Origin of the sequence: Nitrospira sp. (assembly GCA_035968315.1) — a bacterium.
GTDB lineage: Bacteria > Nitrospirota > Nitrospiria > Nitrospirales > Nitrospiraceae > Nitrospira_D.
In genome coordinates, this window is record JAVYIN010000003.1 from 176,159 (window position 1) to 198,633 (window position 22,475).

At 60.2% G+C, this 22,475-nt stretch carries 23 protein-coding genes; 8 read left to right on the forward strand and 15 right to left on the reverse strand.

Annotated elements, in window-relative coordinates:
- Position 1: 1 nt before the first annotated feature.
- Positions 2 to 709, forward strand: a complete 708-nt coding sequence (locus RI101_02785) for a CPBP family intramembrane glutamic endopeptidase (protein MEC4888964.1) — start codon at positions 2 to 4, stop codon at positions 707 to 709.
- Between the two features lie 56 nt (positions 710 to 765).
- Complete coding sequence (locus tag RI101_02790; GenBank protein MEC4888965.1) at positions 766 to 1,104, forward strand: DUF3147 domain-containing protein; 339 nt, start codon at positions 766 to 768, stop codon at positions 1,102 to 1,104.
- A 24-nt stretch (positions 1,105 to 1,128) separates the two neighbouring features.
- Here the strand turns inward: RI101_02790 and RI101_02795 are convergent, their stop codons facing one another.
- Positions 1,129 to 1,701 (reverse strand): hypothetical protein, encoded by a 573-nt coding sequence (locus RI101_02795; protein MEC4888966.1) that lies wholly within the window; start codon positions 1,699 to 1,701, stop codon positions 1,129 to 1,131.
- 54 nt (positions 1,702 to 1,755) lie between these two features.
- Entirely contained in the window at positions 1,756 to 2,076 is a 321-nt protein-coding gene (locus RI101_02800; GenBank protein ID MEC4888967.1) for a heavy metal-binding domain-containing protein, read from the reverse strand.
- A gap of 128 nt (positions 2,077 to 2,204) precedes the next feature.
- On the opposite strand from RI101_02800, the gene uvrA reads away from it, so the two are divergent.
- Together uvrA and RI101_02810 are read left to right on the forward strand one after the other, a co-directional pair.
- Complete coding sequence (gene uvrA / locus RI101_02805; protein ID MEC4888968.1) at positions 2,205 to 4,994, forward strand: excinuclease ABC subunit UvrA; 2,790 nt, start codon at positions 2,205 to 2,207, stop codon at positions 4,992 to 4,994.
- A gap of 34 nt (positions 4,995 to 5,028) precedes the next feature.
- Positions 5,029 to 6,201, forward strand: coding sequence for a hypothetical protein (locus tag RI101_02810; protein MEC4888969.1), 1,173 nt, complete (start codon positions 5,029 to 5,031; stop codon positions 6,199 to 6,201).
- A 54-nt stretch (positions 6,202 to 6,255) separates the two neighbouring features.
- Here the strand turns inward: RI101_02810 and RI101_02815 are convergent, their stop codons facing one another.
- From RI101_02815 to RI101_02845, 7 genes are all read right to left on the reverse strand, one after another.
- Positions 6,256 to 7,509 carry a CsgG/HfaB family protein gene (locus tag RI101_02815; protein MEC4888970.1) on the reverse strand — a complete coding sequence of 418 codons (1,254 nt, stop codon included), beginning with the start codon at positions 7,507 to 7,509 and terminating at the stop codon, positions 6,256 to 6,258.
- 66 nt (positions 7,510 to 7,575) lie between these two features.
- Positions 7,576 to 8,136 (reverse strand): YqgE/AlgH family protein, encoded by a 561-nt coding sequence (locus RI101_02820; protein MEC4888971.1) that lies wholly within the window; start codon positions 8,134 to 8,136, stop codon positions 7,576 to 7,578.
- A gap of 81 nt (positions 8,137 to 8,217) precedes the next feature.
- On the reverse strand, positions 8,218 to 9,009 hold the full coding sequence (locus RI101_02825; GenBank protein MEC4888972.1) for a nitrilase-related carbon-nitrogen hydrolase: 792 nt from the start codon (positions 9,007 to 9,009) through the stop codon (positions 8,218 to 8,220).
- 110 nt (positions 9,010 to 9,119) lie between these two features.
- Positions 9,120 to 9,473, reverse strand: a complete 354-nt coding sequence (gene smbP, locus RI101_02830; protein ID MEC4888973.1) for a small metal-binding protein SmbP — start codon at positions 9,471 to 9,473, stop codon at positions 9,120 to 9,122.
- An 89-nt stretch (positions 9,474 to 9,562) separates the two neighbouring features.
- The gene (locus RI101_02835; GenBank protein MEC4888974.1) at positions 9,563 to 10,441 is read right to left on the reverse strand and encodes a sulfurtransferase; all 879 of its coding nucleotides are present in this window, start codon (positions 10,439 to 10,441) and stop codon (positions 9,563 to 9,565) included.
- A gap of 21 nt (positions 10,442 to 10,462) precedes the next feature.
- Positions 10,463 to 11,749, reverse strand: coding sequence for a multiheme c-type cytochrome (locus tag RI101_02840; GenBank protein ID MEC4888975.1), 1,287 nt, complete (start codon positions 11,747 to 11,749; stop codon positions 10,463 to 10,465).
- Positions 11,746 to 12,690: a histone deacetylase gene (locus RI101_02845; protein MEC4888976.1), complete on the reverse strand. Its 945-nt coding sequence runs from the start codon at positions 12,688 to 12,690 to the stop codon at positions 11,746 to 11,748. Before RI101_02845 ends, RI101_02840 begins: the two co-directional genes overlap by 4 nt.
- A gap of 134 nt (positions 12,691 to 12,824) precedes the next feature.
- Between RI101_02845 and RI101_02850 the strand changes: the two genes are divergently transcribed.
- On the forward strand, positions 12,825 to 13,139 hold the full coding sequence (locus tag RI101_02850; GenBank protein MEC4888977.1) for a tetratricopeptide repeat protein: 315 nt from the start codon (positions 12,825 to 12,827) through the stop codon (positions 13,137 to 13,139).
- Positions 13,140 to 13,160: 21 nt separating this feature from the next.
- Here RI101_02850 and RI101_02855 read toward each other — a convergent pair whose 3' ends face one another.
- Both RI101_02855 and RI101_02860 read right to left on the reverse strand, forming a co-directional pair.
- Positions 13,161 to 14,006 carry a hypothetical protein gene (locus RI101_02855; GenBank protein MEC4888978.1) on the reverse strand — a complete coding sequence of 282 codons (846 nt, stop codon included), beginning with the start codon at positions 14,004 to 14,006 and terminating at the stop codon, positions 13,161 to 13,163.
- Positions 14,007 to 14,097: 91 nt separating this feature from the next.
- A complete protein-coding gene (locus RI101_02860; protein ID MEC4888979.1) occupies positions 14,098 to 14,427 on the reverse strand; it encodes a hypothetical protein in 330 nt (109 codons plus the stop codon).
- Between the two features lie 130 nt (positions 14,428 to 14,557).
- Here RI101_02860 and RI101_02865 point away from each other — a divergent pair, with 130 nt between their 5' ends.
- The gene (locus RI101_02865; GenBank protein ID MEC4888980.1) at positions 14,558 to 16,378 is read left to right on the forward strand and encodes a M3 family oligoendopeptidase; all 1,821 of its coding nucleotides are present in this window, start codon (positions 14,558 to 14,560) and stop codon (positions 16,376 to 16,378) included.
- 216 nt (positions 16,379 to 16,594) lie between these two features.
- Positions 16,595 to 16,840 (forward strand): (2Fe-2S)-binding protein, encoded by a 246-nt coding sequence (locus RI101_02870; protein MEC4888981.1) that lies wholly within the window; start codon positions 16,595 to 16,597, stop codon positions 16,838 to 16,840.
- Positions 16,841 to 16,932: 92 nt separating this feature from the next.
- On the opposite strand, the gene RI101_02875 is transcribed toward RI101_02870, so the two are convergent.
- Together RI101_02875 and RI101_02880 are read right to left on the reverse strand one after the other, a co-directional pair.
- Complete coding sequence (locus tag RI101_02875) at positions 16,933 to 17,568, reverse strand: NAD(P)H-dependent oxidoreductase (GenBank protein MEC4888982.1); 636 nt, start codon at positions 17,566 to 17,568, stop codon at positions 16,933 to 16,935.
- A 44-nt stretch (positions 17,569 to 17,612) separates the two neighbouring features.
- Positions 17,613 to 17,798, reverse strand: a complete 186-nt coding sequence (locus RI101_02880; protein ID MEC4888983.1) for a hypothetical protein — start codon at positions 17,796 to 17,798, stop codon at positions 17,613 to 17,615.
- A 138-nt stretch (positions 17,799 to 17,936) separates the two neighbouring features.
- Between RI101_02880 and RI101_02885 the strand changes: the two genes are divergently transcribed.
- Positions 17,937 to 18,404, forward strand: coding sequence for a DUF192 domain-containing protein (locus RI101_02885; GenBank protein MEC4888984.1), 468 nt, complete (start codon positions 17,937 to 17,939; stop codon positions 18,402 to 18,404).
- Positions 18,405 to 18,409: 5 nt separating this feature from the next.
- Here RI101_02885 and RI101_02890 read toward each other — a convergent pair whose 3' ends face one another.
- Together RI101_02890 and recJ are read right to left on the reverse strand one after the other, a co-directional pair.
- Positions 18,410 to 20,587, reverse strand: coding sequence for a bifunctional (p)ppGpp synthetase/guanosine-3',5'-bis(diphosphate) 3'-pyrophosphohydrolase (locus RI101_02890; GenBank protein ID MEC4888985.1), 2,178 nt, complete (start codon positions 20,585 to 20,587; stop codon positions 18,410 to 18,412).
- Positions 20,588 to 20,593: 6 nt separating this feature from the next.
- Positions 20,594 to 22,288: a single-stranded-DNA-specific exonuclease RecJ gene (recJ, locus tag RI101_02895; protein MEC4888986.1), complete on the reverse strand. Its 1,695-nt coding sequence runs from the start codon at positions 22,286 to 22,288 to the stop codon at positions 20,594 to 20,596.
- Positions 22,289 to 22,475 lie beyond the last annotated feature (187 nt).

The window sequence follows — 22,475 nt, forward strand, 5'->3', positions numbered from 1 at the left end:
CATGGCGCCGGGACCAGCTCAGGTCGGTCCACCTCACGCCATAGAACGGGGGGCAGCCCTGGCGCTGCTCCCCATTGCCGCTACCCTCAGCTACTACCTCCTCCCCGCGTCACTCCAAGCACACACGATCGTCCAATTCACGCCGCAGCTCGTCGCCTATCTTGCCTTAATCCTATGGGGCCTGCAGAATCCTCCGGCCGTTCCGCGGCTAGGACTCGACAGGGCCGGACTCCGCAAAGGCCTGCGGTGGGGGAGCCTCGTCGGAATCGTCCTCGGAGCAATCAATACCTTCGTTATGCTGCACCTCATTCCCACGCTGGGGTACGACATCGCCTTCCTGAAAGACACCCCCCACGCACACATCCCGTTTGTGGTTATGGTGCCCTGGTTCATCTGCGGGATCGCCCTCTTCGTTGAAGTCAACTTCCGGGGATTTCTCCTCGGGCGTCTCACCGCATTGGAATCTGGGCTCTGGAGATCGGACCTCGCCTCTGGCCTCTCGCCCCTCGCCCTTATCGCCAGCGCCCTGGTATTTGCATTCGACCCCTTCATGGTGAATACTTTCCGGCATCTCCACTGGATTGCCGTCTGGGACGGCTTGATCTGGGGCATGATCTGGTTGCGCACACGCAATCTGTACAGCACCATCGTAGCGCATGCCGTCGAAGTGATCGTGATGTACCTGGCAGTCCGAACCGCCCTTGAGTAAGATACGCGACGCATGATTCGGCAGCGGCACGGCAAGATAACGAAAGAGGAACAGCAGTGACCGACTGGGGTAAGTATGTGATCTATTTTCTGCTGGGTGGGACGATCGTGAGCGTCTCCACCTACCTCGGTGCGCAAGGGAAATCGTTTCTCGCGGCCTTTGCCAGCACCTTTCCCGCCATCACGGGCGCCACCTTTGTGCTGATCTATCTGAACGGCGGGAACGAGGCGATCGTCAGCTACGCGAAAAATCTGCTGTGGTTCGTGCCGCCCTGGATGGTCTACGTCGTCGCTATGATCGCCGGCGTTCCCCGCTTCGGATTCTGGCCGGCCATGATCGGCTCCCTGACACTCTATATGGGCTGCGTGGGGGCCTTGAGATTGTGGCTGCGCTAAAAGGGCCGCACCGAACTGCCGGCGTCAGACCGCCCCGCTGAAATGGAGTCGATTGATTTCCCCGAGCGCTAATACCATCTGATCAAGCGCAGCGGTGACGGAGCGGCTGGCTATTTGCGAAGGTCCATTTGATCCCACCCAGATATTGGGCGGATTGGCGATCTCGCGGACGTTCTGGCAAAAGCGCGAAATCGTCTGTTTCCAATGATAGGCGCCAGGCGCCTCATCGAGAAAATGAGCCCGGTCGTTGGAGAAGGGCTCTTCGAATTGTCCTGCGCGCAGCTGCCACATCTGCTCGAGGGCCTGCTGCCGCTCGGGAGACAAGTCCAACCCTTTCGCCTGTTCATTGAGCGCGGCGAATAATCCCCCGACGACGTGATCGACCTGCGACTCAGGAAAGACGCCGACGCAGGCCTGCATCAGCAAAAACTTGTGGAAGAGAAAGACTTCGGCGCTGATGCGGGCTTCGTGTGCGGATGGGTCATAGGCGCGGGCGAGTTCACGGAGCGCCTCGGCTGACGCTCCTTCCAACGCGGTCCCCAAGAGACGCGCGATCTGACGGCCGAGGTTGAGATATTCAATATTCTTCAGCACCATCAGCGCATCCTCTTCAGAACCCCCAGAATCCCCTTCTCCCGCAGACGGCTCCTGCTATTCAATGACGACCGCCGTGCCGCTCGCACTGACCATGAGCATGCTGCTGCTGGCGCCGATGGTTTCATAATCGATATCGATCCCGACGATCGCATTCGCACCAAGATGCCTGGCCTGCTCGCGCATTTCGCCAAGGGCAATGTCCTTGGCCTTGCGGAGTTCCGCTTCATAAGCCGCCGAGCGACCACCGACGATGTCCCTGATCGATGCAAAAAAGTCGCGAAAGATGTTGGCCCCGAGAATGGCATCCCCGCTGACGAGCCCCAGGTACTTGACCGCCTTCTTGCCTTCGATCGTTGGTGTCGTGGAGAGAATCATACCGCCTCCTTCGTGAATGTCCCATCCTCTCACCTCCGGAATTATTCGCCAAGTATTTCCCTAATCCCCGTTGAAGCCCGCGGTATCGCCTGATAGGATCGCGCCGTTGCATTCCCGGAGCGCGCATCGTGGACTCCACCCCTCTGCCCCCTGCTCGTATCACCGACCTCGTCGTCGAGGGGGCACGCCAAAACAATCTCAAGAACATCTCGCTCCGCATTCCGCATAACAAAGTGACGGCAATTACCGGCCTGTCCGGCTCGGGCAAATCCTCGCTCGCCTTCGACACCCTCTTTGCGGAAGGCCAGTGGCGCTATGTCGAGTCCCTCTCCACCTATGCCCGGATGTTTCTGGAGAAGGTTGCGCGGCCGGATGTGGATCGCATTCTCAATGTGCGCCCGGCGATTGCCATCGAGCAGAAGAACCAGGTCCGCACTGCCCGCTCAACGGTCGGCACCACGACGGAAATCGCCGATCTCCTGCGTCTGCTCTTCGCGAAAATCGGCCGGCCGGTCTGCCCGGACTGTCACATTGAGGCTCGCAGCTTTCAGCCGCAGAGCGTCGCGCAGGATCTCATGGAACGCTATCCCGACGCCCGCGCCATGGTCCTCTTTCCCATCGCCTCCCCTGCGGCCAAACAGGAACAGCCGTTCCTGCACGCACTGCTCACCAGAGGCTTCTCACGCATCAAGGCCGGCGACGACATCCTGGATCTGCATGAACTCATCAAGCCTGCCGCCCTCAAAGACCGGCCGCTTCACGTGGTGCTCGACCGCCTGGTGATCCGCGAGGACAATCGCACCAGACTCGTCGAAGCCGTAGAGACGGCCTTTCGCGAAGGCGACGGCCGCTGCAGCCTCGACATCATCGGCCAGGGCACCAGGCCCTACAGCACCCACTTTCTCTGCCAGAGTTGCGGGCGCACGTTCGAGCCCCTGCGGCCCATTCTCTTTTCCTTCAATCACCCCCTCGGCGCGTGCCCTGAATGCAAAGGCTTCGGCAACGTGTTGCGCTACGACCCCGAGCTGGTGATTCCTGACCAAGCCAAGTCGCTCGCCGACGGCGCCATCGAGCCCTGGAGCAAGCCCAGCGCCGAGTGGTGGCAGGAACACATGCTGCTCGCCGTCAAACGGCAGGGTGTCGACATCACCGCTCCGTTCAGAAGCCTGCCGAAAAAAACACAGCAGCTCCTCTGGACGGGGGACCAATCGTTCGAGGGCATCCATGACTTCTTCACACACCTGGAAGGTCAACGGTATAAGCTCCACGTCCGCGTGCTGTTGAGCCGCTACCGCACGCCTGTCGCCTGCCCCACCTGCCACGGCAGCCGCCTGACGCCGGAGGCTCGGCATGTGAAGATCGCCGACGTGGACATCCATGCAGTCTCGGACATGACGATCGAAACAGCCGCCCACTGGATCGACAGCCTGGCACTTCGTCCGTTCGAACGGGAGGTCGCCGCCGATATTCTGCGCATGTTGACCGCGAAGCTGGGATTTCTGCTCCGTGTCGGGCTTGGCTACCTCACGCTGTCCCGCCAAACCAAAACCCTCTCCGGCGGGGAAGCCCAGCGCGCGGCTCTCGCCAACCAACTTGGCGCCCGCCTGGTCGGCACCCTCTACGTCCTCGACGAGCCGACGATCGGCTTGCATGCGCGGGACACCGATCTGCTGGCTGGCATCCTCAACGATCTCGCCGCTGTGGGCAACACCGTGATCGTCGTCGAACACGATCGCCAAATGATCGAGTCAGCCGACCACATCGTCGAACTGGGCCCCGGCTCAGGCGAGAAGGGCGGCGCGATCGTCTGCGCCGCACCGCGTGAGGCATTCCTCCAAGACCGCCGCTCCCTCACCGCCCGCTATCTGCGCGGCGACGAATCCATCCCGCTGCCGGCATCCCGCCGTTCCGGAACCGGCAAGGTGCTCGTGGTGGCCGGAGCCACCGAACACAACCTGAAAGACCTGGTCGTGCGCCTGCCGCTCGGGATGTTCATCTGCGTGACCGGCGTGTCGGGATCCGGCAAGAGCACGCTGGTGGAAGACACGCTCTATCGGGCCCTCGCACGAGCCTTTCACGTCGAGGCCTTCCCGACAGGCCACTTCACCACTATCAAGGGATTGGAGCACCTCAAGGGCGTCCGGATGATCGATCAGCAGCCGATCGGGCGCACCCCCAGATCGAATCCCATCACCTACCTGAAGGCCTTCGACGAGATCCGGCAGCTCTTTGCATCCGAACGCGATGCGCTCCGGCAGGGTCTGACCGCCAGCCATTTTTCCTTCAATGCCACCGGCGGACGTTGCGAGCGGTGCGAGGGCGCCGGCGTCGAAAAGCTGGAAATGTACTTCTTCGAAGACATGTATGTCCCCTGCGAAACCTGCGAGGGCAAGCGCTTCAAGCCTGAGGTGCTCGCCATTCACTACCAGGGCAAGACAATTGCCGAGGTGCTGGCGATGACAGTCGATGAAGCCTTCGCCTTCTTCTCCGGCACACCCAAACTCTCCGAGAAGCTGCACCTGCTGTCGTCGATTGGATTGGGCTATCTGCGTCTCGGCCAATCGGCCACGACCCTGTCTGGCGGCGAAGCCCAGCGGCTGAAAGTTGCGGCGGAACTGAAAGACGGGACGGCGAAAGACCTGCTCTACATCATGGACGAGCCGACCACCGGCCTGCACTTCGACGACATCAAAAAACTCCTGGCCGTGCTGCACAAGCTGGTGAACGCGGGGAACACCCTCATCGTCGTCGAACACAACCTCGATGTGATCAAAACTGCAGACTGGGTGATCGACTTAGGCCCGGAAGGGGGAGACGCAGGCGGACGAATCGTGGCCGAAGGCAGGCCGGAACAGGTGGCAAAGGTGGCGGGGTCTCACACAGGGAGATTCTTGGCAAAGGCGCTAGCGAATTGTTAGGCATTTTGCTTGCCTCATAACCATAGGACATAGGATGGATACAGATGCCGAATTTGATATTCGTACCCCGATAGGCCGCGACAGGCTGGCCCAGTACCACACCGCATCTTGCAGGCAAGACCAACTAGCGCTGGAAGAAATTGTTGATGCACTAGAATCGTTAGTGCACCAACTCGGCACACGGAGCTGGATGATCTGGCGTTGCGGCGGTTTTAGCATTCCGACAGGTCATAAGAGTCACCGACAACTTGATATTGCAGAAGCCGTAGATCTTGGCCACACACTCAGCATTCTCGCACGATGCGATGGATTCGATGAGTTTCTCAGAGGGTTTAACAACCCCACACAGTTCGCTGACTCGATCTTCGAAGCTCAGATGGCGCGGTGGTGTCTTAATCAACCCAATATAAAGGGACTCCGCTTTGCGCCGAAGCATACCGTGCTTGGCAGGTATAAACGCCCAGATTTCGAGTTAAAGACTCCAATAGGCCGTGTTGTCTGCGAATGCAAGCGTCTCCACCTTCGCACTCAAGACTGGGCCAAACGACTGATCCGTGTTGCCGACACATTCGACACCGCAATTTACACGTCGAAGATTCCCGAAGATCTACGACTGGAGGTAAGTATCAACCGTGCAATTTATGGAGATTTGCGAGCTGCTGCCGAACTTGCGTGCCGCCAGATCAAAAATGAGGCATTGGGAAAATCGATAGAACACGGCCCATTCTCTTTAAGGCTTTCTCAGATTGGGTCAAAGATTACCTCGAACAACTCCATCATCAGACACGGGAGGATTCGTGTCGGATCGACACCGATTGAAAGAAAACCAGAGAATTACTACCTCCTTCTCTCAAGCCCGTGGATGGAACGTGCCGTCTTTCGTACTATTGGAGCAGCGATCAATGATGCACATCGACAACTCCCGGAGGATCATGACTCTGTGATCTTCATTGACAGCCCTCGGATTGAAGGCCGCAAGGCGGCGGCAGATCGGCTTCTGAAACCGGAATACGCACACTGCCTTGCTGTCGCTATCGTTCGAGAAGGAAAGGTAGAGTTCTCGCGCCGTAGTACTGACGAAGAGGTAGTCGATTGGCTTTTCTTCGGTAAGGTACCTCCTCTGAGCCGCCGCCTACGATACATGGTCGCTTGGCGGTCGGGGTTACGACGTATGTTGCTACGAAAGCTAGCACGGCCTACTACCTAATTACACAAACATCACCAGGTAAGGGTATAGACAAGCCGCAGGGGTTTGATACCATCACAACCCCGGTCTCGGTTCCGCCACGATGCCGAGTTCCATCGGGGAGCCGCCGCGCCGGACATCGAGCTTTAAAGCCTGCCCCGCTTCGACCTGGCAGAGCCGTTTGGCTTCGCGTTCTGATTTCACTCCTGCCAGTGAAGATCCGTTGCAGCCGACGACTTGATCCCCGACGTGCAATCCGGCCTTCTCTGCGGGAAGGCCACTGCGCAATTCTCGCACCGCGTAGTAACGCGCGCCGGCTGACTCGAGCAATTCCCAATTCACCCCGATGCGCCCGGATCCAAGCAGACCAGTCTGTGAGCCAAACCTCGCCAGGATGCGATGGGCAATGATGCGAGCAGAGCTCTCCGGATCGTCGGTCGTCGGATCGGTCAGATGCCCCTCGCCGTTGAACAGAAGCTGGTCGGTTTCCACATCGATCATGCGCAAGGAAAGCGACACACTGTTTGTCCGCGCCTCGACATGCTGCTCCCATTGCTGCACCCCGCCCACAATGATGGCATGGGCGCCGACCAGCTTGCCGACTTTCAGCACATTGGCATCGTCGGCATGGGTCAGTTGAATCACCTGCTCCTTGAGCACTTCATCGAGCTTGGCGCGCTCGACCATGTTCATGTCGAGATCCAACAAGAGTGTCGTCACGATCCCTGCTACCCGCGAGCCGGAACCCGGTGCATTCGGTCCGTCTTCGAACAGCATGACCGCCATCGTGCGGTAGCGATCGATCGTTTCGCGGCCGATCGGACCCAACCCCGTCACAGTCGGCTCAGGCTTGCCCGGGAAAGCCCCTGCACGGCCGTGCGGCACACCGGCCACTTCACAGGATCGCCGCCGCTGCAAAATGGCCGCGGGCGGCCCCCAGGCGCAGAGTTCCTCGTTCACGAGCACGACATGCTGCGGATATTCGCGCTGCCGTTCCATAGCCACATTCGTGAACGGGTAGATAACGCAGCCGCCGATCCAGACGGAGATCGGACAGAGGCCGAGCTCATAGAGCCATTGCTTGCGCGCCGTCAGGGAATATTCCCACACGAGCATCCGCCCATCGTCGCGCAGCACACGGTCCGGACGGCCGATCTCTTCGAGAATCTGAGCCTTGGTCATGGGCACGGCGAGCCGGTCCAGCTTCGATTCGGATTTGTAGACGGTGTACGCCACTCCGCAATGGGAGGACAGCATTGAGGCGAGCAGGAGGCTGTTGAACGCCACCTTCCGGCAAACATTCAGGCGGCCCAGGAAGAGACGTCCCATGGGCAAGAGCCTAACACCGCCGGCCCAAGGCTTCAATGGAGTTATTGCGGGCGTAATGCGGGGGAATCAATTATAGGAGGGATCGAACGGCATATCGGCATAATGCCGGTAAGATTCGCCCAGGGTCAGCACAATCTCCTGCCAGACACTCGCCGGATCTTTCTCGAACACAATCGTGGAATCCGCCGGCAAGGTGATCCATGAGCCGGTTTTCATTTCGGACTCCAACTGGCCTGGCCCCCACCCCGAGTATCCAAGGTAGGCACGGAACGACTCTTTCGTCGGAGAGCCGGTCAGGATGCGCTCAACCACCCCGATATCCCCGCCGAGACAGACCCCATCAAAGACATGATGGGAATTCTCCGGCAGCTGATCCCCCCGATAGAGCAGCATGACCTGATTCGTCTGCACCGGCCCGCCGGCGTAGAGCACATGGCCCGCCCCTTCAATGATCGGCACCTGCGGCAGGGCTTCGGAGATGGACATGGCGGTCGGGCGATTGACGACGACACCCAACGCTCCTTCCGCGCCGTGCTCGCAGAGCAAGACCACGGTCTGGCGAAAATTGGGATCGCGCAGGCTCGGTGCCGCGACGAGAAAAATGCCTTTCCCCAGTTCAACGTTCATACGCAGATCCTACCGTGCCCCCAGCTTAGGCGCAAGCCTGCGCCTGGAAGGAGACAGAGCCTCCGGTGGATTCCAGAACGATTATTTCCGATAGAGATCCGGCCGCCGGTCACGCAGCAGATCGTTGTAGGGAGTGAGCGTCTTATTCCTGGCGTCGGCCGGATCGATGTCCACCATCGCCAGTTCTTCTCGGTCCCGCGGCGCGCGATGCAAAATGACGCCTCGCGGGCTGACCACTTCGCTATGGCCAATAAAGGTGAGCGGCTCCTTGCCGCCGCGGGCCTCCGTGCCGATACGATTACTCGTAATGGCAAACACACGATTTTCGAGGCACCGCACCGGCATCGAATCGGGACAGTTCGGCAAGACGAGATTTGACGGATGGCAGATGATCTCGGCCCCCATCAAGGCGAGCGTCCGCGCGGCTTCCGGATAGTACCAATCGAAACAGATCATCACGCCGATCGTGGCGGGGCCGATGTCCCACACCTGGAACCCGCTATCGCCCGGAGCGAACCACAGGGTCTCTTCAAAAAACAGATGGCTCTTGCGATAGCAGCCCAGAAACCCGGATGGCCCCACGACGACGGCCGAATTGTAGACCTTTGAACCAGCCCGCTCCGGCAATCCGGCGACAATGTGCATCCGGCGGCGGCGAGCCAGCTCCACTAACATCGTCGTCGTAGGCCCGTCCGGCACCGGCTCAGATAGGCGTTGCGCCTCTTCTGCTGAGACAAACTGATACCCGGACGCGAACAATTCCGGCAGCACGATCACATCGGCGTCGGCCTGCTCGAGCGTGGCACGAACAGTTTCCACGTTCTTGGCCACTGCGCCAAACTCTGGCTCGTATTGATAGTATCCAACACGCATAGAGATTCAGGCGAGAGACACGAGGGGCGAGGCTAGAGGAAACAGGAGGGGCAAGAGAACAAGGGCTCAGCGTTCTCTCGCCCCATGCCTCTTGCCCCTGGCCTGTACGACTACTTCACTTCAGACAGGTGCGTCACCGCGCCTTCAGCGTGCTGCGTGGCCACGTCCGCATGACCGGCCTTGCCGTGCTCCACCGCTTCCTTCAGATGCTTGACCCCTTCATCCAGATGCGGATTTTTCACGTCTTTCTGGGCCGCTTCCGCATGATGGAGCGCCCCTTCCGCATGCTTCACCAGGGCATCAGCATGCCCCTGCTTGCCATGGGCGGCAGCTTCCTTGGCATGCTCGACCGCTTCGGCGACATGCTTATTGTCGGCCAGCGCCAGCCCAGTCATCAGAGGAGCAGCAACCAATGCGCTCACTGCCACAAAAACCGCGACACTGTGACGAACCGTGATCTTCATGATGGCCTCCCTAAGGGTTGGATGTCGTTGCGCAACACGTGCGTATTACTGCTATGATTAGTTCACCTTACACAGCGTATTTTTGAGTGTCAAGAAGGCCTGGCCGCCTCATTGAACCCCAGAATCTTCTGCAGCCCCTGAATGTCTTTTTCAACGGGACAGGCAAAGTCCCGGCTCCACTCCCACCAGGATCCAGGATAATTCCGGACCGTTTCATACCCCGCCAATTTCAAGATGAAGTAGAGCCAGGCCGACCGCACGCCGCCGGTGCAGTAGCACACGACCTCCTGCGACGGCTGCACGCCCTTGTCTTCCAGCGCCTCTCGAACCACCGCCAAATCTTTCACCGTGGCATCTTTATTGAGAAACGTGTTCCACGGCACAAGAATCGCCGTAGGAATGTGTCCGGGCCTCGGAATGCCGGAGATTTCCTTCCCGAGATATTCCTCCAGACTGCGGGCATCGAGCACGGCGGTCTGCGGATGCGGCTGCCGGACGATCAGCTTCAATTCGTCCTTGGTCATCATCACGCGCTTCACCGGCGCAGCCGTGAACGTGCCGGGCTTGGGCGTCTCAAGGCCGTGGCTGAACGGCCGCTTCTCCGCCGTCCACTTCACCCACCCGCCGTCGAGCACCTTGAGGTTCTGATGGCCGAGGTACTCCAGCATCCAAAACATCCGACCCTCATCGCCCCAGTTGTCGAACGGATTGGAGTAGATGATGACTTCGCTGTCGTTGCTGATGCCCAGCGCGCGCAGCCGCCGCTCGATCTGCGCCACATCGGGATTGAGCAGCCCTTTGGGAATGGCGTTGGGATCGCTGTATTCATGCCAGGTGGAATGGACCGCGCCGGGAATATGGCCGCCGAATTCGTAGGCCGACCGGCCGCGGACATCCAATATCACGAGGCCCGGTTCTTCCAGACGCTGCTGCAGGGTGTCGGTGTCGATGAGCAGTGGATGTGTCATGATGTTCCTTCTCTTGAGCAATCAGCCATCGGCTTTCAGTGGACAGCTTGTGGGTTCCGGCTGACGGCTGAGAGCGGACTGCTGATGGCTCTCACTGAGCGCTGCAGCCAGCGCGCCGGATAACGGAAAATCCCGTTCATAAATCACGAACCGATAGGGATCGGTCCCGGTCAGGCCATACTTGGTTTGCAGCATCTCGTGCTGCCCATCCGTTAGAATGTGGTACTGCACCCGCGCCTTGAGAATCAAGCCCTCTGATTGGGCCGGCACCTGATACGCAAACCGGTATTCCCGGCTGGCCAGGGGCAAGAGGCGGTTGTCATAGAGTTCGACAATGGCCGGCTGCCAGAGAATCCAGCGCCCCATCGTCGAATGCTGCTCCGCCAGCACCTTCTTCTGGGCATCTTCCACCAAGAACTCGACAGTGAAGTGCCGGTCGGGATCTCCCGTCGGGATCTTATGGCCAGCCCCGGCATTGATCAATGTCAGCGTAAACGCCACCGACTGCCCCGGCTTCGGATCAGGCGGATCGGCCTTCACCTGCACGGCCACCGCCCGCTGGATCATATCCGGGTCATGCCCCCCGCGCCACAAATGCTGGCGGCCCCGGCGAATCGGGCTGTCCGTCGCCACCGGCCGGTCGATCTCCGGCATGTGGCAACTCTGGCAGATGAATCCACGCTCCTGCATAAAAAACTTGCCTTCGTACTCCGCATAGGTTCCGCAGGGGCCGACATTGTAGAACTGCGCCGGACCAGACACCACGTTGTGGCAACGCTGACAGACCTGCGTCGTACGGAAGTTGGGATCGAACTTCGTGGGATGCGGCGCGGCGGAATCTTCGAACGGGCCATAGATCACCCCGTCGCGCACATGGCACGCCGCGCACGTCACCGATTCCTTTTGATACGCGGGATCGTAGTGCGGATTGGGCTCCTGCACCGCCTTCTCGACGCGGCCGCGCGGGATCTCTTTGATCAAGGTGGGCTGCTGATTTTCCAGCGGCGTGTGGCAGTTCAGGCAGACCCAGATGTTCTTGTCCTTTTTCCAGTACGCCTGGAAAAAGGGATCTTCATAGGCTTTGGAATGGATGCTGGTCTTCCACTCATCATAGATCTCGCGATGGCACTGGCCGCAGGATTCCGCGCTGAGACTCGTCAGTCCGTCGGGCACTTTCTGTAACGGAATCGCGTGGGCATACTCGTCGCGCAGCCCGAAAATCACGACCGGCTTGATTTCGGTGTAATACACATAGATCGCCACCGCCAGCACAACGACCCCGAGCCCAATCTTGAGTCCCCGGCTCATGCGGCTAACAACGCTTGGATGTGAGCATCAACGGACGCCGCCAAAGCCGTGAGGTTATACCCGCCTTCGAGCGACGAGAGCACGCGCCCCTGCGCATGCTGCTGCGCGATCCCGGCCACGATCCCCGTGAGGTCGCGGTACCCCTCCTCGGTCAATCCCATACCGGCCAGGGGATCGTCTTTGTGCGCATCGAACCCGGCTGAGATGATCACGAAGTCCGGCTTGAAGGCATCCGCCGCCGGCACCAAGACCTCGTGAAAAATCCTGCGATAGTCGTCGTCTCCCTCACCCGCCTCCATCGGCACATTGATCGTGTACCCTTCTCCGGCGCCGCGCCCTCGCTCCGAGTCCCGGCCGCTGCCGGGGTAGTGCGGATATTGGTGGGTGCTGAAAAAGAGCACCGAGGGATCATCCTCAAAACTGTGTTGCGTCCCGTTCCCGTGATGGACATCCCAGTCAACGATCAAGACACGCGCAAGCCCATGCTGCTTCTGTGCATAGCGCGCGGCGATGGCCACATTATTGAAGAGACAAAACCCCATCGCACGGTTGGCTTCTGCATGATGGCCCGGCGGGCGCACGGCGCAGAAGACATGCGCCACCTCTTTGTTCATGATCGCATCGACCGCCGCGAGCGCGCCTCCGGCAGCCAGATAGGCCGCCGTCAAGGAACCGGGCGACATCGAGGTATCGGGATCGAGTGATACACGTCCGCTGGAGGGAGCCTGTTTCGCGAGCGACGCGAGGTAACTTGGCGTGTGGATCTGCGTGATCCATTCGTCTTCAGCTTTTCTCGGTTCGATTCTCGTCAACCGAGCCATAGTGCCGCTCTGCTCCAGCTGTTGCACAATGGCCCGCAGCCGGTTGGGCGACTCAGGGTGGCCCATGCCCATATCGTGCTCAAGGCAGGCAGGATGATAGACGAGGCCGGTTGTGCCCATGACGCAAGCCGTGAAACGTTAGAGGTAAAACGTGAAACGTATCATCGTGACAGCTAAAGTCAGATTAGCACGCAGCCGAGAGCATAGACAACGAGCGCTCGCCGCTGCTATCGTCGATGTAACTGGAGGACGACATGCCCAATCCCCGCATCGAACCGCTGAAGAGAGTGCTCGCGATTGAACCGACCGACGATGTGGCCTGGTTCGGTCTCGGGAAAGCCTATATGGAAGATGGCAATTTCGAAGAAGCGGCCAAGGCCCTGCAGCAATGTATCGTGGTGAAGCCCACCTACTCCGCGGCCTACTACGCGCTGGCCCAATCGCTCCAGAGACTCGGTCGTCTTGACGAATGCCGCACGATCTGCGGCACCGGCATCGACGTCTCCACCAAAAATGGCGACGCGATGGTGACGAAGAATCTGGAGATGCTAAAGGGGACGCTCGGCTAGGAGTATCCCCCACCCATCCGGCTACAGCAGCTGCGCGAAGGAATCGCTCACTCGCTCCGTGAGCGGGGAGGCGGCGCTGGGATTCCGAATGAGCATCCTGACTCGCGGACAGCCTCGCTGATGGCGGGTGCGCTCAATCAATTCGACGTTGGCTAATCGCGTGCCCGCCTTGGAGGGAATCGGCACGACGTCCCAGAGCGCGATCATCACGGCACTGAGCGGGGTGAGCCTGGTGAGCAAGACCGTCACGGCCCCGGCCAAGGCCTTGAGATCCAGCCAAATTGCGTCAGTGCGCACGCTGCGCTCGCCCTGCAAATCCGCGCGCGGGATTGAGATGCTCAAGACTACGGGATCGCAGTAGTCGGCCAATTGTTTGGCCTTCTGTTGGATGCGGGCGAGAATCCGATGGATGAGGATGACGCCGCGATCCTCTTCATCTCCACGCGCGTCGTCCACTATCAGGCCACGCAGGGGAAGCCGCTGCCGCTCAGCCGACCCGACCATGGCGGTGACTTCGACAAAGAACCGTTCGCGGCTGAGCTGGCATTCCAAATCGGCCGTCCTGGCCTGTGACTCTGGAAGAAAGTGGACCCGCGCGCCGACCTGGAGCAACCGACTCGCCAGATCCAGCTCGGCCAGCGCGGACTCCCGGACCCCGCAATCATAGTGCGTCAATCGGCGGACAAGACGGCCGAGCCGGAGGTGGCTCGATTGATCGGCGCAATGCCGATGGAGGGTTGACCAGCGTTCTTCAAGCTCGCGCGACAGCCCCAGCTCTTCACGCTTCCAAGCGGGCACCGGCTGCGGCACCCCCTCCCGGAAATGCGCGACCAGCTTGACTGTCTTCCGCGGACGAAATCGCGCCATAACCACTGCCGTCTTTCGTTGCTCGTGACGCGCGCCTCACACCACACGCCCGGGCACTCGATGAACACACGACGATTCGCGAGTGACGGGTCTACACGGGCTCGGCCCCTTCGTCGTCCGCCGAGGTCTCGCCTTGCTCCGCGGATTTCTGCCGCTCCAGCTCTTCGTAGACTTCGTCCAGCCACCGCCCGGCGCACCCGAGAATTTCGCGCACCAGCGGCTCCGGCTGGCTGGTCTTCTTGATTGTCCATTGGCAGACATACTCCAGCAAGACCGTCCGCTCGAACCGTTGCGAACCGTGGGTCGCGAAATCAGCCAGCTCACTCAGACCGGTTTTCACGATTCCCGCAACGGTCTCCCGCCCATACGATGTGCTGGCCGTCACATATTGAATCGCCCGATTCATCTCTTGTTCTGTCATATCTCCCTCTTTAACACCGTGTGCAATTATACCGTGACCACCCGCTGCGGCGGCAATGCAGTTTTTCTCTCTTTCCAAAACACGGCAATGGTATGATCGCCAGCATTCAACTCACGGAGGAGCGTCCCCCATGGCCACCAAGACATCCCGCAAAGCCCCCGCGCATAAAAAAACGACCCCCCCGGCGAAATCCACCGTGCCGGACCGCTGGGACTTGAGCCACCTGGCTGAAAATCCGGTTCGCACGATCGAGACTCATCTAAGCGCGATCGAACGCCTGGTCACGGATTTCGAGTCGAGACGCCCGGCCTTAAGCCCGGCGATGGACGCATCGGCGTTTCAAGCCCTGCTCGACCTCAGCCAATCCATCACCCAACAGTCCTCTCGCTTGAGCGCCTACGCCTATCTCTGGTTTTCGGAAGACACGAAGAATCTGCAGGCCCGTTCGTTCAAAACCAAAGTCGAAGAACGCCTGACCGACCTGAGCAATCGCCTGCTCTTCTTCGACCTCTGGTGGCAAACCGTCGATCAGCCGAACGCCGAACGGCTGATGGCCGGATCCGGAGACCTGCGGTACCACCTGGAAACCATTCGCCGCTTCAAGCCCCATACGCTGACGGAGCCGGAAGAGAAAATCATCAATGTGAAGAACATTACCGGCCGGAGCGCGGTCCATACGCTCTACGACGTGGTCACGAACGGGTTTACCTTTACCCTGACCGTCAAGGGCAAAAAGAAACAGCTCTCGCGGGAGGAACTCACGTCATATGTGCGCAGCCAAACCCCGCGCGTCAGGGAAGCGGCCTATCGCGAACTCTACCGGGTCTACGCGTCCCATCACGACCTGTTGGGCGAAATCTATAAGACGCTGGTCAGCGATTGGAAATCCGAAAATCTCCAGCTGCGGCACTTCTCCTCACCGATTGCCACCAGAAATCTCGGCAACGATATTCCGGATCGAGCGGTCGAGGTCCTGCTTGAGGTCTGCCGGAAGAATGCCGATGTCTTCCAGCACTATTTCAAGCTGAAGGCCAAACTCTGCGGCATCAAGCCGATGACCCGCTATCACATCTACGCCCCGCACCGGACCGAGCAGAAATCCTATCGCTATGCCGACGCCGTCCGGATGGTGCTGGAGGCGTATCGCGGGTTTTCACCGCGTCTCGCCGAGCTGGCCGAACGGGTGGTCCAGGAACGGCACATCGATGCCCCGGCAAGACCTGGCAAACTCGGCGGCGCCTACTGCTACAGCGTCGTCCCCGGCATGACGCCCTATGTGATGCTGAACTACACCGGCGAAGCACGCGATATCGCCACCATGGCTCATGAGCTGGGGCACGCCGTCCACGGTATGCTGGCCGAACACCATTCGGTCTATACCTTCCACTCCACCCTCCCGCTGGCGGAAACCGCCTCGGTGTTCGGCGAACGCATTCTCTCCGACGCCCTCATGGCGCAAGAAACCAACAAGGGCGTCCGCCAAGGCTTGCTGCTCAGCCAGCTCGACGATATCTATGCGACGGTCTTGCGCCAATCCTACTTTGTCCGGTTCGAAAATCAGGCCCATGGCATGATCGCAAACGGGGCCACCGTCGATGACCTCTCGCACACCTACCTCGCAGAGCTGCGGCAGCAGTTCGGCAAGGCCGTCAAAGTGCCGGACGAGTTCCGCTGGGAATGGCTGTCGATTCCCCATCTCTTCGCAAGCCCCTTCTATTGCTACGCCTATAGCTTCGGCAATCTCCTAGTGCTGGCCCTCTACCGGATGTACAAGGAGGAAGGAGCCGCCTTTGTCCCCAAATACCTCGACCTGCTGGCAACCGGCGGCTCGCAGTCGCCCCAGGACATCCTGGCCAAAGTCAGCGTCGATATGACCGCCGAGCGGTTCTGGCAATCGGGCTTCGACACGATCCGGGATATGGTACGGGAGCTGGAAGAGACTCTGGCCTGATTGAGCTGGCTACGGGGTTCGTGAAACGTGAGCCGTGAACGGCGAAACGATGGGATGCCTGGAGCTTCGGACGAGGCCTCAGATTAACCCATCTCAACACACCGAGCTTAGAGAACGAGGTAGCTTGACAGCCCTCAGGCAGGAGGTTATACTGATCAAAGTTGAGAACGGCTATCAGTATCGTTCTAGCCGGACGTCGACGGAGGATTCGCCGCCATGTATATCTGTCTCTGTAACGGCATCACCGAGTCAGAGGTTCGCGATGCAGGCCGCTGCGGCCTGGTCACCCCCTGCCAGCTGAAGGCGAAGTTCGGACTGAAGAAAAATGACCGTTGCGGCCGCTGCGCCAAGAATATCCAGGAATTTGTCGCGCTCGCCAAAGAGGGGTGTGCGAATGCGTCCCCTGCCGTCTCACAACACTCAGACGCCCGCCCCGCCATTTCAGACCCCACGACCGCCTAGTCTAATATATAGACAAGACCGTTCATGGACGCTGCCCCCTCCGTCCGAAAGACTGCGTTCCCTCTTGTATCGTTGTGAAAAAAATTGCCGGGCTACCGGGCAGAGTGGCCCCGAACAAGCTTGGCCACTTCGGCGACGCGCTGCCCTAAGGCGCGGGCGTCGGCCAGTTCCTTGCTGTCGATCCCGGGGCTGTCGCCCTCGGTGGTGGCGGACGCGCCGAAGGCCCCGCCGCCGCTGACGACGATCATCTGGTTGCCGAGCATCGCGGCAAGCATCGTGAGCATCGTCACTTCCTTCCCGCTCGACACCTGGCCGCCGGTAGCGAAGGCCGCGCCGACTTTGTTCTTCATCTTGAATTCGGGAAAGACGCCAAATTTGAATTGCCAGTTATCGAAGAAGGTTTTCACCTCACCCGCCATATTGGACCAATAGACCGGCGAGCCGACCACGACCGCATCGGCCGCAAACAACTCCTCTGCCGTCACCTGGCCCACTCGCTTCAGCAACACCTCCGTCCCTGCGACAAGCTTCACCCCTTCCACGACCGCTTCGGCCATGCGCTCGGTATTGCCGGAACGAGAATGGTAAGTGACGAGCACCCGCACCACCGGGGTGGGCTCTTCGGCGAAGGTTTCGCCGGAGCCGCTGCCCAGGAGCACAAGAACGGCGCAGAGAAAGGGAGCTACAAGGGAACGGAGTGGTGTGCTCGCGATGCTGAAGAAACCCATGGACTCACACCGGCTGGGAGAGGAGGCGCAGGACAGGCGCCGGATCACCGGCGAAACGTTTCCTCTTCCATGCGCTCTTCAACGGACACGTCCGTCAAGGCTCCGCGATAGTCACACTTGTGACAACGCACCCGCCACGCTTCGATCCATTTTTCCTGGACATAGGACTGGCGGCAATTCGGGCACACAAACACACCCTTGACGTAATGGACTTTCCGAACTTCTTTCATACGGGCCTCCTGGCTGATAGGGCCGAGAATCGCACAGGTCTCCCCGGGATTGCAAGACTGGCGGTGCCCGCACGCTGCTCTGAACAGGGCCCCTAGACTTCTCTTGACTGACATCCCACTGGCCGGTACCATGCCCGCATGTTGTCACGCATGTTTCCCGCTGGCGTCCTGTTATTGGCTATCCTGGCTCTATATACCGGAGAGGCGCTGTCTGCTCCGGCCGCTTCTCCGCTGATTCGCGTCCAGACTCCGTCCGGGACCGTGATCCAGGCCGAAATCGCCGACACCCCGCTCAAACGCTCTACGGGGCTAATGTACCGCGACCACCTGGAAAAGGACCACGGCATGCTGTTTTTCTTCGACCAGGCCCAGGAGTGGACCTTCTGGATGAAGAACACCAAGATCTCGCTCGATTTGATTTGGATGGACGCCAAGAAGCGGGTGATTCACATTGAGCGCAACGTGCCGATCTGCACGAGAACCGACGACTCCTGCCCGCAGTACCGCCCGAACGAGGGCGCGATGTTCGTGCTGGAAATTGCCGGCGGGACGGTGGATGGGCTGAAGATCGAGAAGGGCACGAAGCTGCAGTTTGCGAATCCCTAAAGCCGTTACTTTTCCTGCCAGGCCCGAATACGCCGCGCCGAAATCACCCCATCGACCCGTTCAATCGTCTTCAGCACCTGATTGATGTGTTTCGTGTCGTTGACCTCGACGACAAAATCCAGCACCGCTTTCCGGTCTTCGCGGGTCGTGATTTCCGCCCGGCTGATGTTGGCATGACATTCGGCAATCGCCGACGACACATTGGCCAGCACTCCCGTCTTATCGACGGCCATCACCGAGACTTTCACGGCATGGATCCCCGGCGTGCCCGCATCCCAATCCACTTCCACCAGACGCTCCCGGTCGTAATCGAGCGCTTCGAGATTGGGACAATCGACGGAATGAATCGTGAGCCCCCGCCCGCGCGTGATGTAGCCGATGATGCGATCGCCGGGAACCGGATTGCAGCAGCGGGACAGCTGCATCAACAGATCCCGCGCGCCTTTGACCTTCACGCCCTTGTCGTCCGGCTTCCCCGCCGGGACCTTATGCGCCAGAGCCGGCTCCGCCGGCGGCGCGGGCGCCGCCGTGCCCGGAGACGCGAGCTTGGCGACGATCTCCGCAGTGGCCATGTGGCCGAATCCAACGGCGGCGACTAATTCGTCGAGGGTGTCGTATCCCGATTGACGGGCCACCTCCACCAACTGTTCCGACTTCAGCATCTGAGCCGGGGCGAACCCGTGCCGCCGCAGCTCGGATTCCAGCAGCCGCCGCCCAATGTCCAGGCTCCGCGTCTGTTCTTCCGCCTTGATCCAATGTTTGATCTTCGTCTTCGCGCGCGAGGTGCGGACGAATTTGAGCCAGTCTTTGTGGGGGGTCTGATTCGGAGACGTCAGAATCTCGACCGTGTCACCGCTCTCGACCTGATGCTTCAGCGGAACGATCTTGCCGTTGACCTTTGCTCCCACGCAATGGTCGCCGACCTCCGTATGAATGGCATAGGCAAAGTCGATCGGCGTGGAGCCTTTCGGCAACTCCTTCACCGTGCCCTTCGGCGTGAAGATGTAGACCACGTCATGGAAGAGATCCAGCTTGACCGAATCCATGAACTGCCGGTTATCCGGCAAATCCTGGTGCCATTCGACAAACTGATGGAGCCAGCCGAACGCCTTGCTGTCTTTCTCCGCCACCCGGCCCTGTTCTTTGTATTTCCAATGAGCCGCAATCCCGTATTCGGCGACCCGGTGCATCTCTTCCGTCCGGATCTGAAACTCGACATGCTCGCCCTTCGGCCCGACCACGGTCGTATGGAGGGATTGATAGAGGTTGGATTTCGGTATGGCGATGTAGTCCTTGAACCGGCCGGGCAGCGGCCGCCACAGCGAGTGGATGACGCCGAGCAGCGCATAGCAATTCATCTTCGTGTCGGTGATGATCCGCAAGGCCGTGAGGTCGTAGACTTCCTCGAAGGTAATATCCTGCTTGTTCATCTTCTGATAGATGCCGTACAGGTGCTTTGGACGCCCGTACACCGTGCCGGGCAATCCGGCTTCGGCCAGCGCCTTCTCGACCAGCTCCCGCACTTCCTGAATATACTGCTGCCGGTCTTCATCCCGCTTCGCCACCCGCACACGCAGCATTTCATACACATCGGGCTTGAGATGCTTCAGGCACAAGTCTTCCAGCTCGTTCTTGACCCACCCGATGCCGATCCGGTTCGCGAGCGGCGCATAAATCTCCATCGTCTCCTGCGAGATTTCCTGGCGCTTCGCCTCGCTCATATGTTCGAGCGTCCGCATATTGTGCAGGCGGTCGGCCAGCTTGATGATGACGACGCGGATATCGTCGGCCATCGAGAGGACCATCTTGCGGAAATTCTCCGCCTGCTTTTCTTCATAGTTGCGGAACGTGATCTTGCCGATCTTCGTCACGCCATCGACGAGGTGCACCACTTCCTTGCCGAACTCACGCTCGAGTTCCTCCGGCGTCGCCACCGTGTCCTCCAGCGTGTCATGGAGCAGCGCGGCCACCACGGCCGCCACATCCGTCTTGAGCAAGGTCAGCACCCCTGCCACCGCCACGGGATGCTGGACATAGGGTTCTCCCGAACGGCGCACTTGTCCTTCATGCGCTTTGGCGGAGAATTCATAGGCCTTCCGCACCAGTCCCAGATCGGCCTCCGGCTGATAGCTCCGGATGCGATCGAGCAATTGATCGATGTCGGTGACCGTTTCGTAGACCATCGCGTCCTACCCGGTGGAAGCCGCGCGCATGTCCCTGATGCGCAGTTGAATCCGGTCGTACCCGTTCCAATGGTTGAGCTCGGGCGTGAAGGCCAGATCGACCGGCGTCTTGAGCGAAAGCCCCTGCTCCGCGAGCGACTTCATCCCGAAGCCGATGCTGTCGAACGGCAGCGACCGCCCTTGCCGCACTGTCATCTTCAAATGTTTCTCGCCGACGACCCGCGCCTCCATGATGGCCAGCCCCTTCACCGCGAACATCGGTTCAGGATTCCCGGCGCCGAACGGGTGGAGGCTGCCGATTTCCTGAATCAGCCGCAGATTCACGTCCTCCAGCGCGACTTCGGAATCCAGGTGCAGGGTCGGCGTCACATCGCCGCTCAAGGCCCACTCCCCCACTACCGCCGCAAAGCGGGCTTGAAACTCCGGCAGGCGGGCTTCCTGAATCGTCATGCCCGCCGCGCTCGGATGCCCGCCGAAGGCCACGAGAAGATCATTGCAAGCGGCCAGGCCCTGATAGAGATCGAACCCGGGAGTCGTCCTGGCCGACCCCTTGCCGATACCCTGCTCATTAATCGCCATGACGATGGCCGGACGGTGGAATCGTTCCACCAGCCGCGCCGCGACGATGCCGACCACGCCCAAATGCCAGCGGCGCGAGCCCAGCACGATCGCCGGAGGAATCTCGCCCTCGCCCAAGACGTCCAAGGCCTCGCGCATGATCTCCGCTTCGAGCTCCTGCCGCTGGCGGTTCAGTTGATCGAGTTCCTGTGCGAGCATCCTGGCTTCCGCCTCGGACTCGGTCGTCAGGAGCTGCACCCCCTTGATCGCATGATCCATGCGTCCGGCCGCATTGAGCCGCGGCCCCAGCTTGAAACCGATGGTCTCCGCCGAACAGTCGCGCGTGATGCCCGCCACCTGTTTGAGCGCGCGAATCCCGCACCGGGATCCACGCGTGAGCTGCTGCAATCCCGCGCGGACAAACCCGCGATTCTCATCCTGCAATGGCACCACGTCGGCAATCGTCGAAAGGGCGACGAGATCCAGGAGCGACTCCAGCGGCACCGCGCCAGGGCCAAAGCGTTGCTGATAGGCATCGACGACTTTATAGGCCAGCCCGCCGGAACAGAGCCCGCGAAAGGGATAGCGCGCGTCGCGCCGGTGAGGATTCATCACCGCCAAGGCGGGCGGCATCTGCTCGTCGGTTTGATGGTGGTCCGTGACCAGCACATCCATGCCGAGCTCCTTGGCCAGAGCAATTTCACGATGGGACGTCGTTCCGCAATCCGAGGTGACCAGCAGCGTCACGCCCTCCGCCGCCAGCGAGCGAATCGCGCCTTCGTTCAACCCATAACCTTCACGAATCCGGTGCGGCACATAGGCCCGAACATCGGCCCCCAGGCCGCGAAAAAAGGAGAGATAGATACTCGTGGCGGACATGCCGTCCACGTCATAGTCGCCGTAAAAACAGACGCGCTCGCCCTGCTGCATCGCCTGGCGCAAACGGTCGATCGCGACCTCGATGTCGGGAATCAAAAACGGATCGTGCGTGCGCACTGGCGCAAGCCAGGCCGTCGCTTCGTCCGCCGTCGTCACGCCCCTCGCGAGCAGCAACGACGCCGTCGCCGGCGCGATGGAGAGGGCCTGAGCCAGGGCCGCTCGCCGGCCGGGATCGATATCGCGAAAGACCCAGAGCTTAGACATGATTCTCGCCTTCGGGCAGCGCGCTGCCGTGACATGAGCCCACTGATCGAATTTATCGGGATGGTAATGGCTCCCTATCCCTTTGTCAAACCGTGCAAAAACGGACAATCGCGATGAAATTCGGCCTGTACCGACGCGCACCGGACGGAGAGATGAGGACGGAGGAATAGGCGGGAAACAGAAAGGG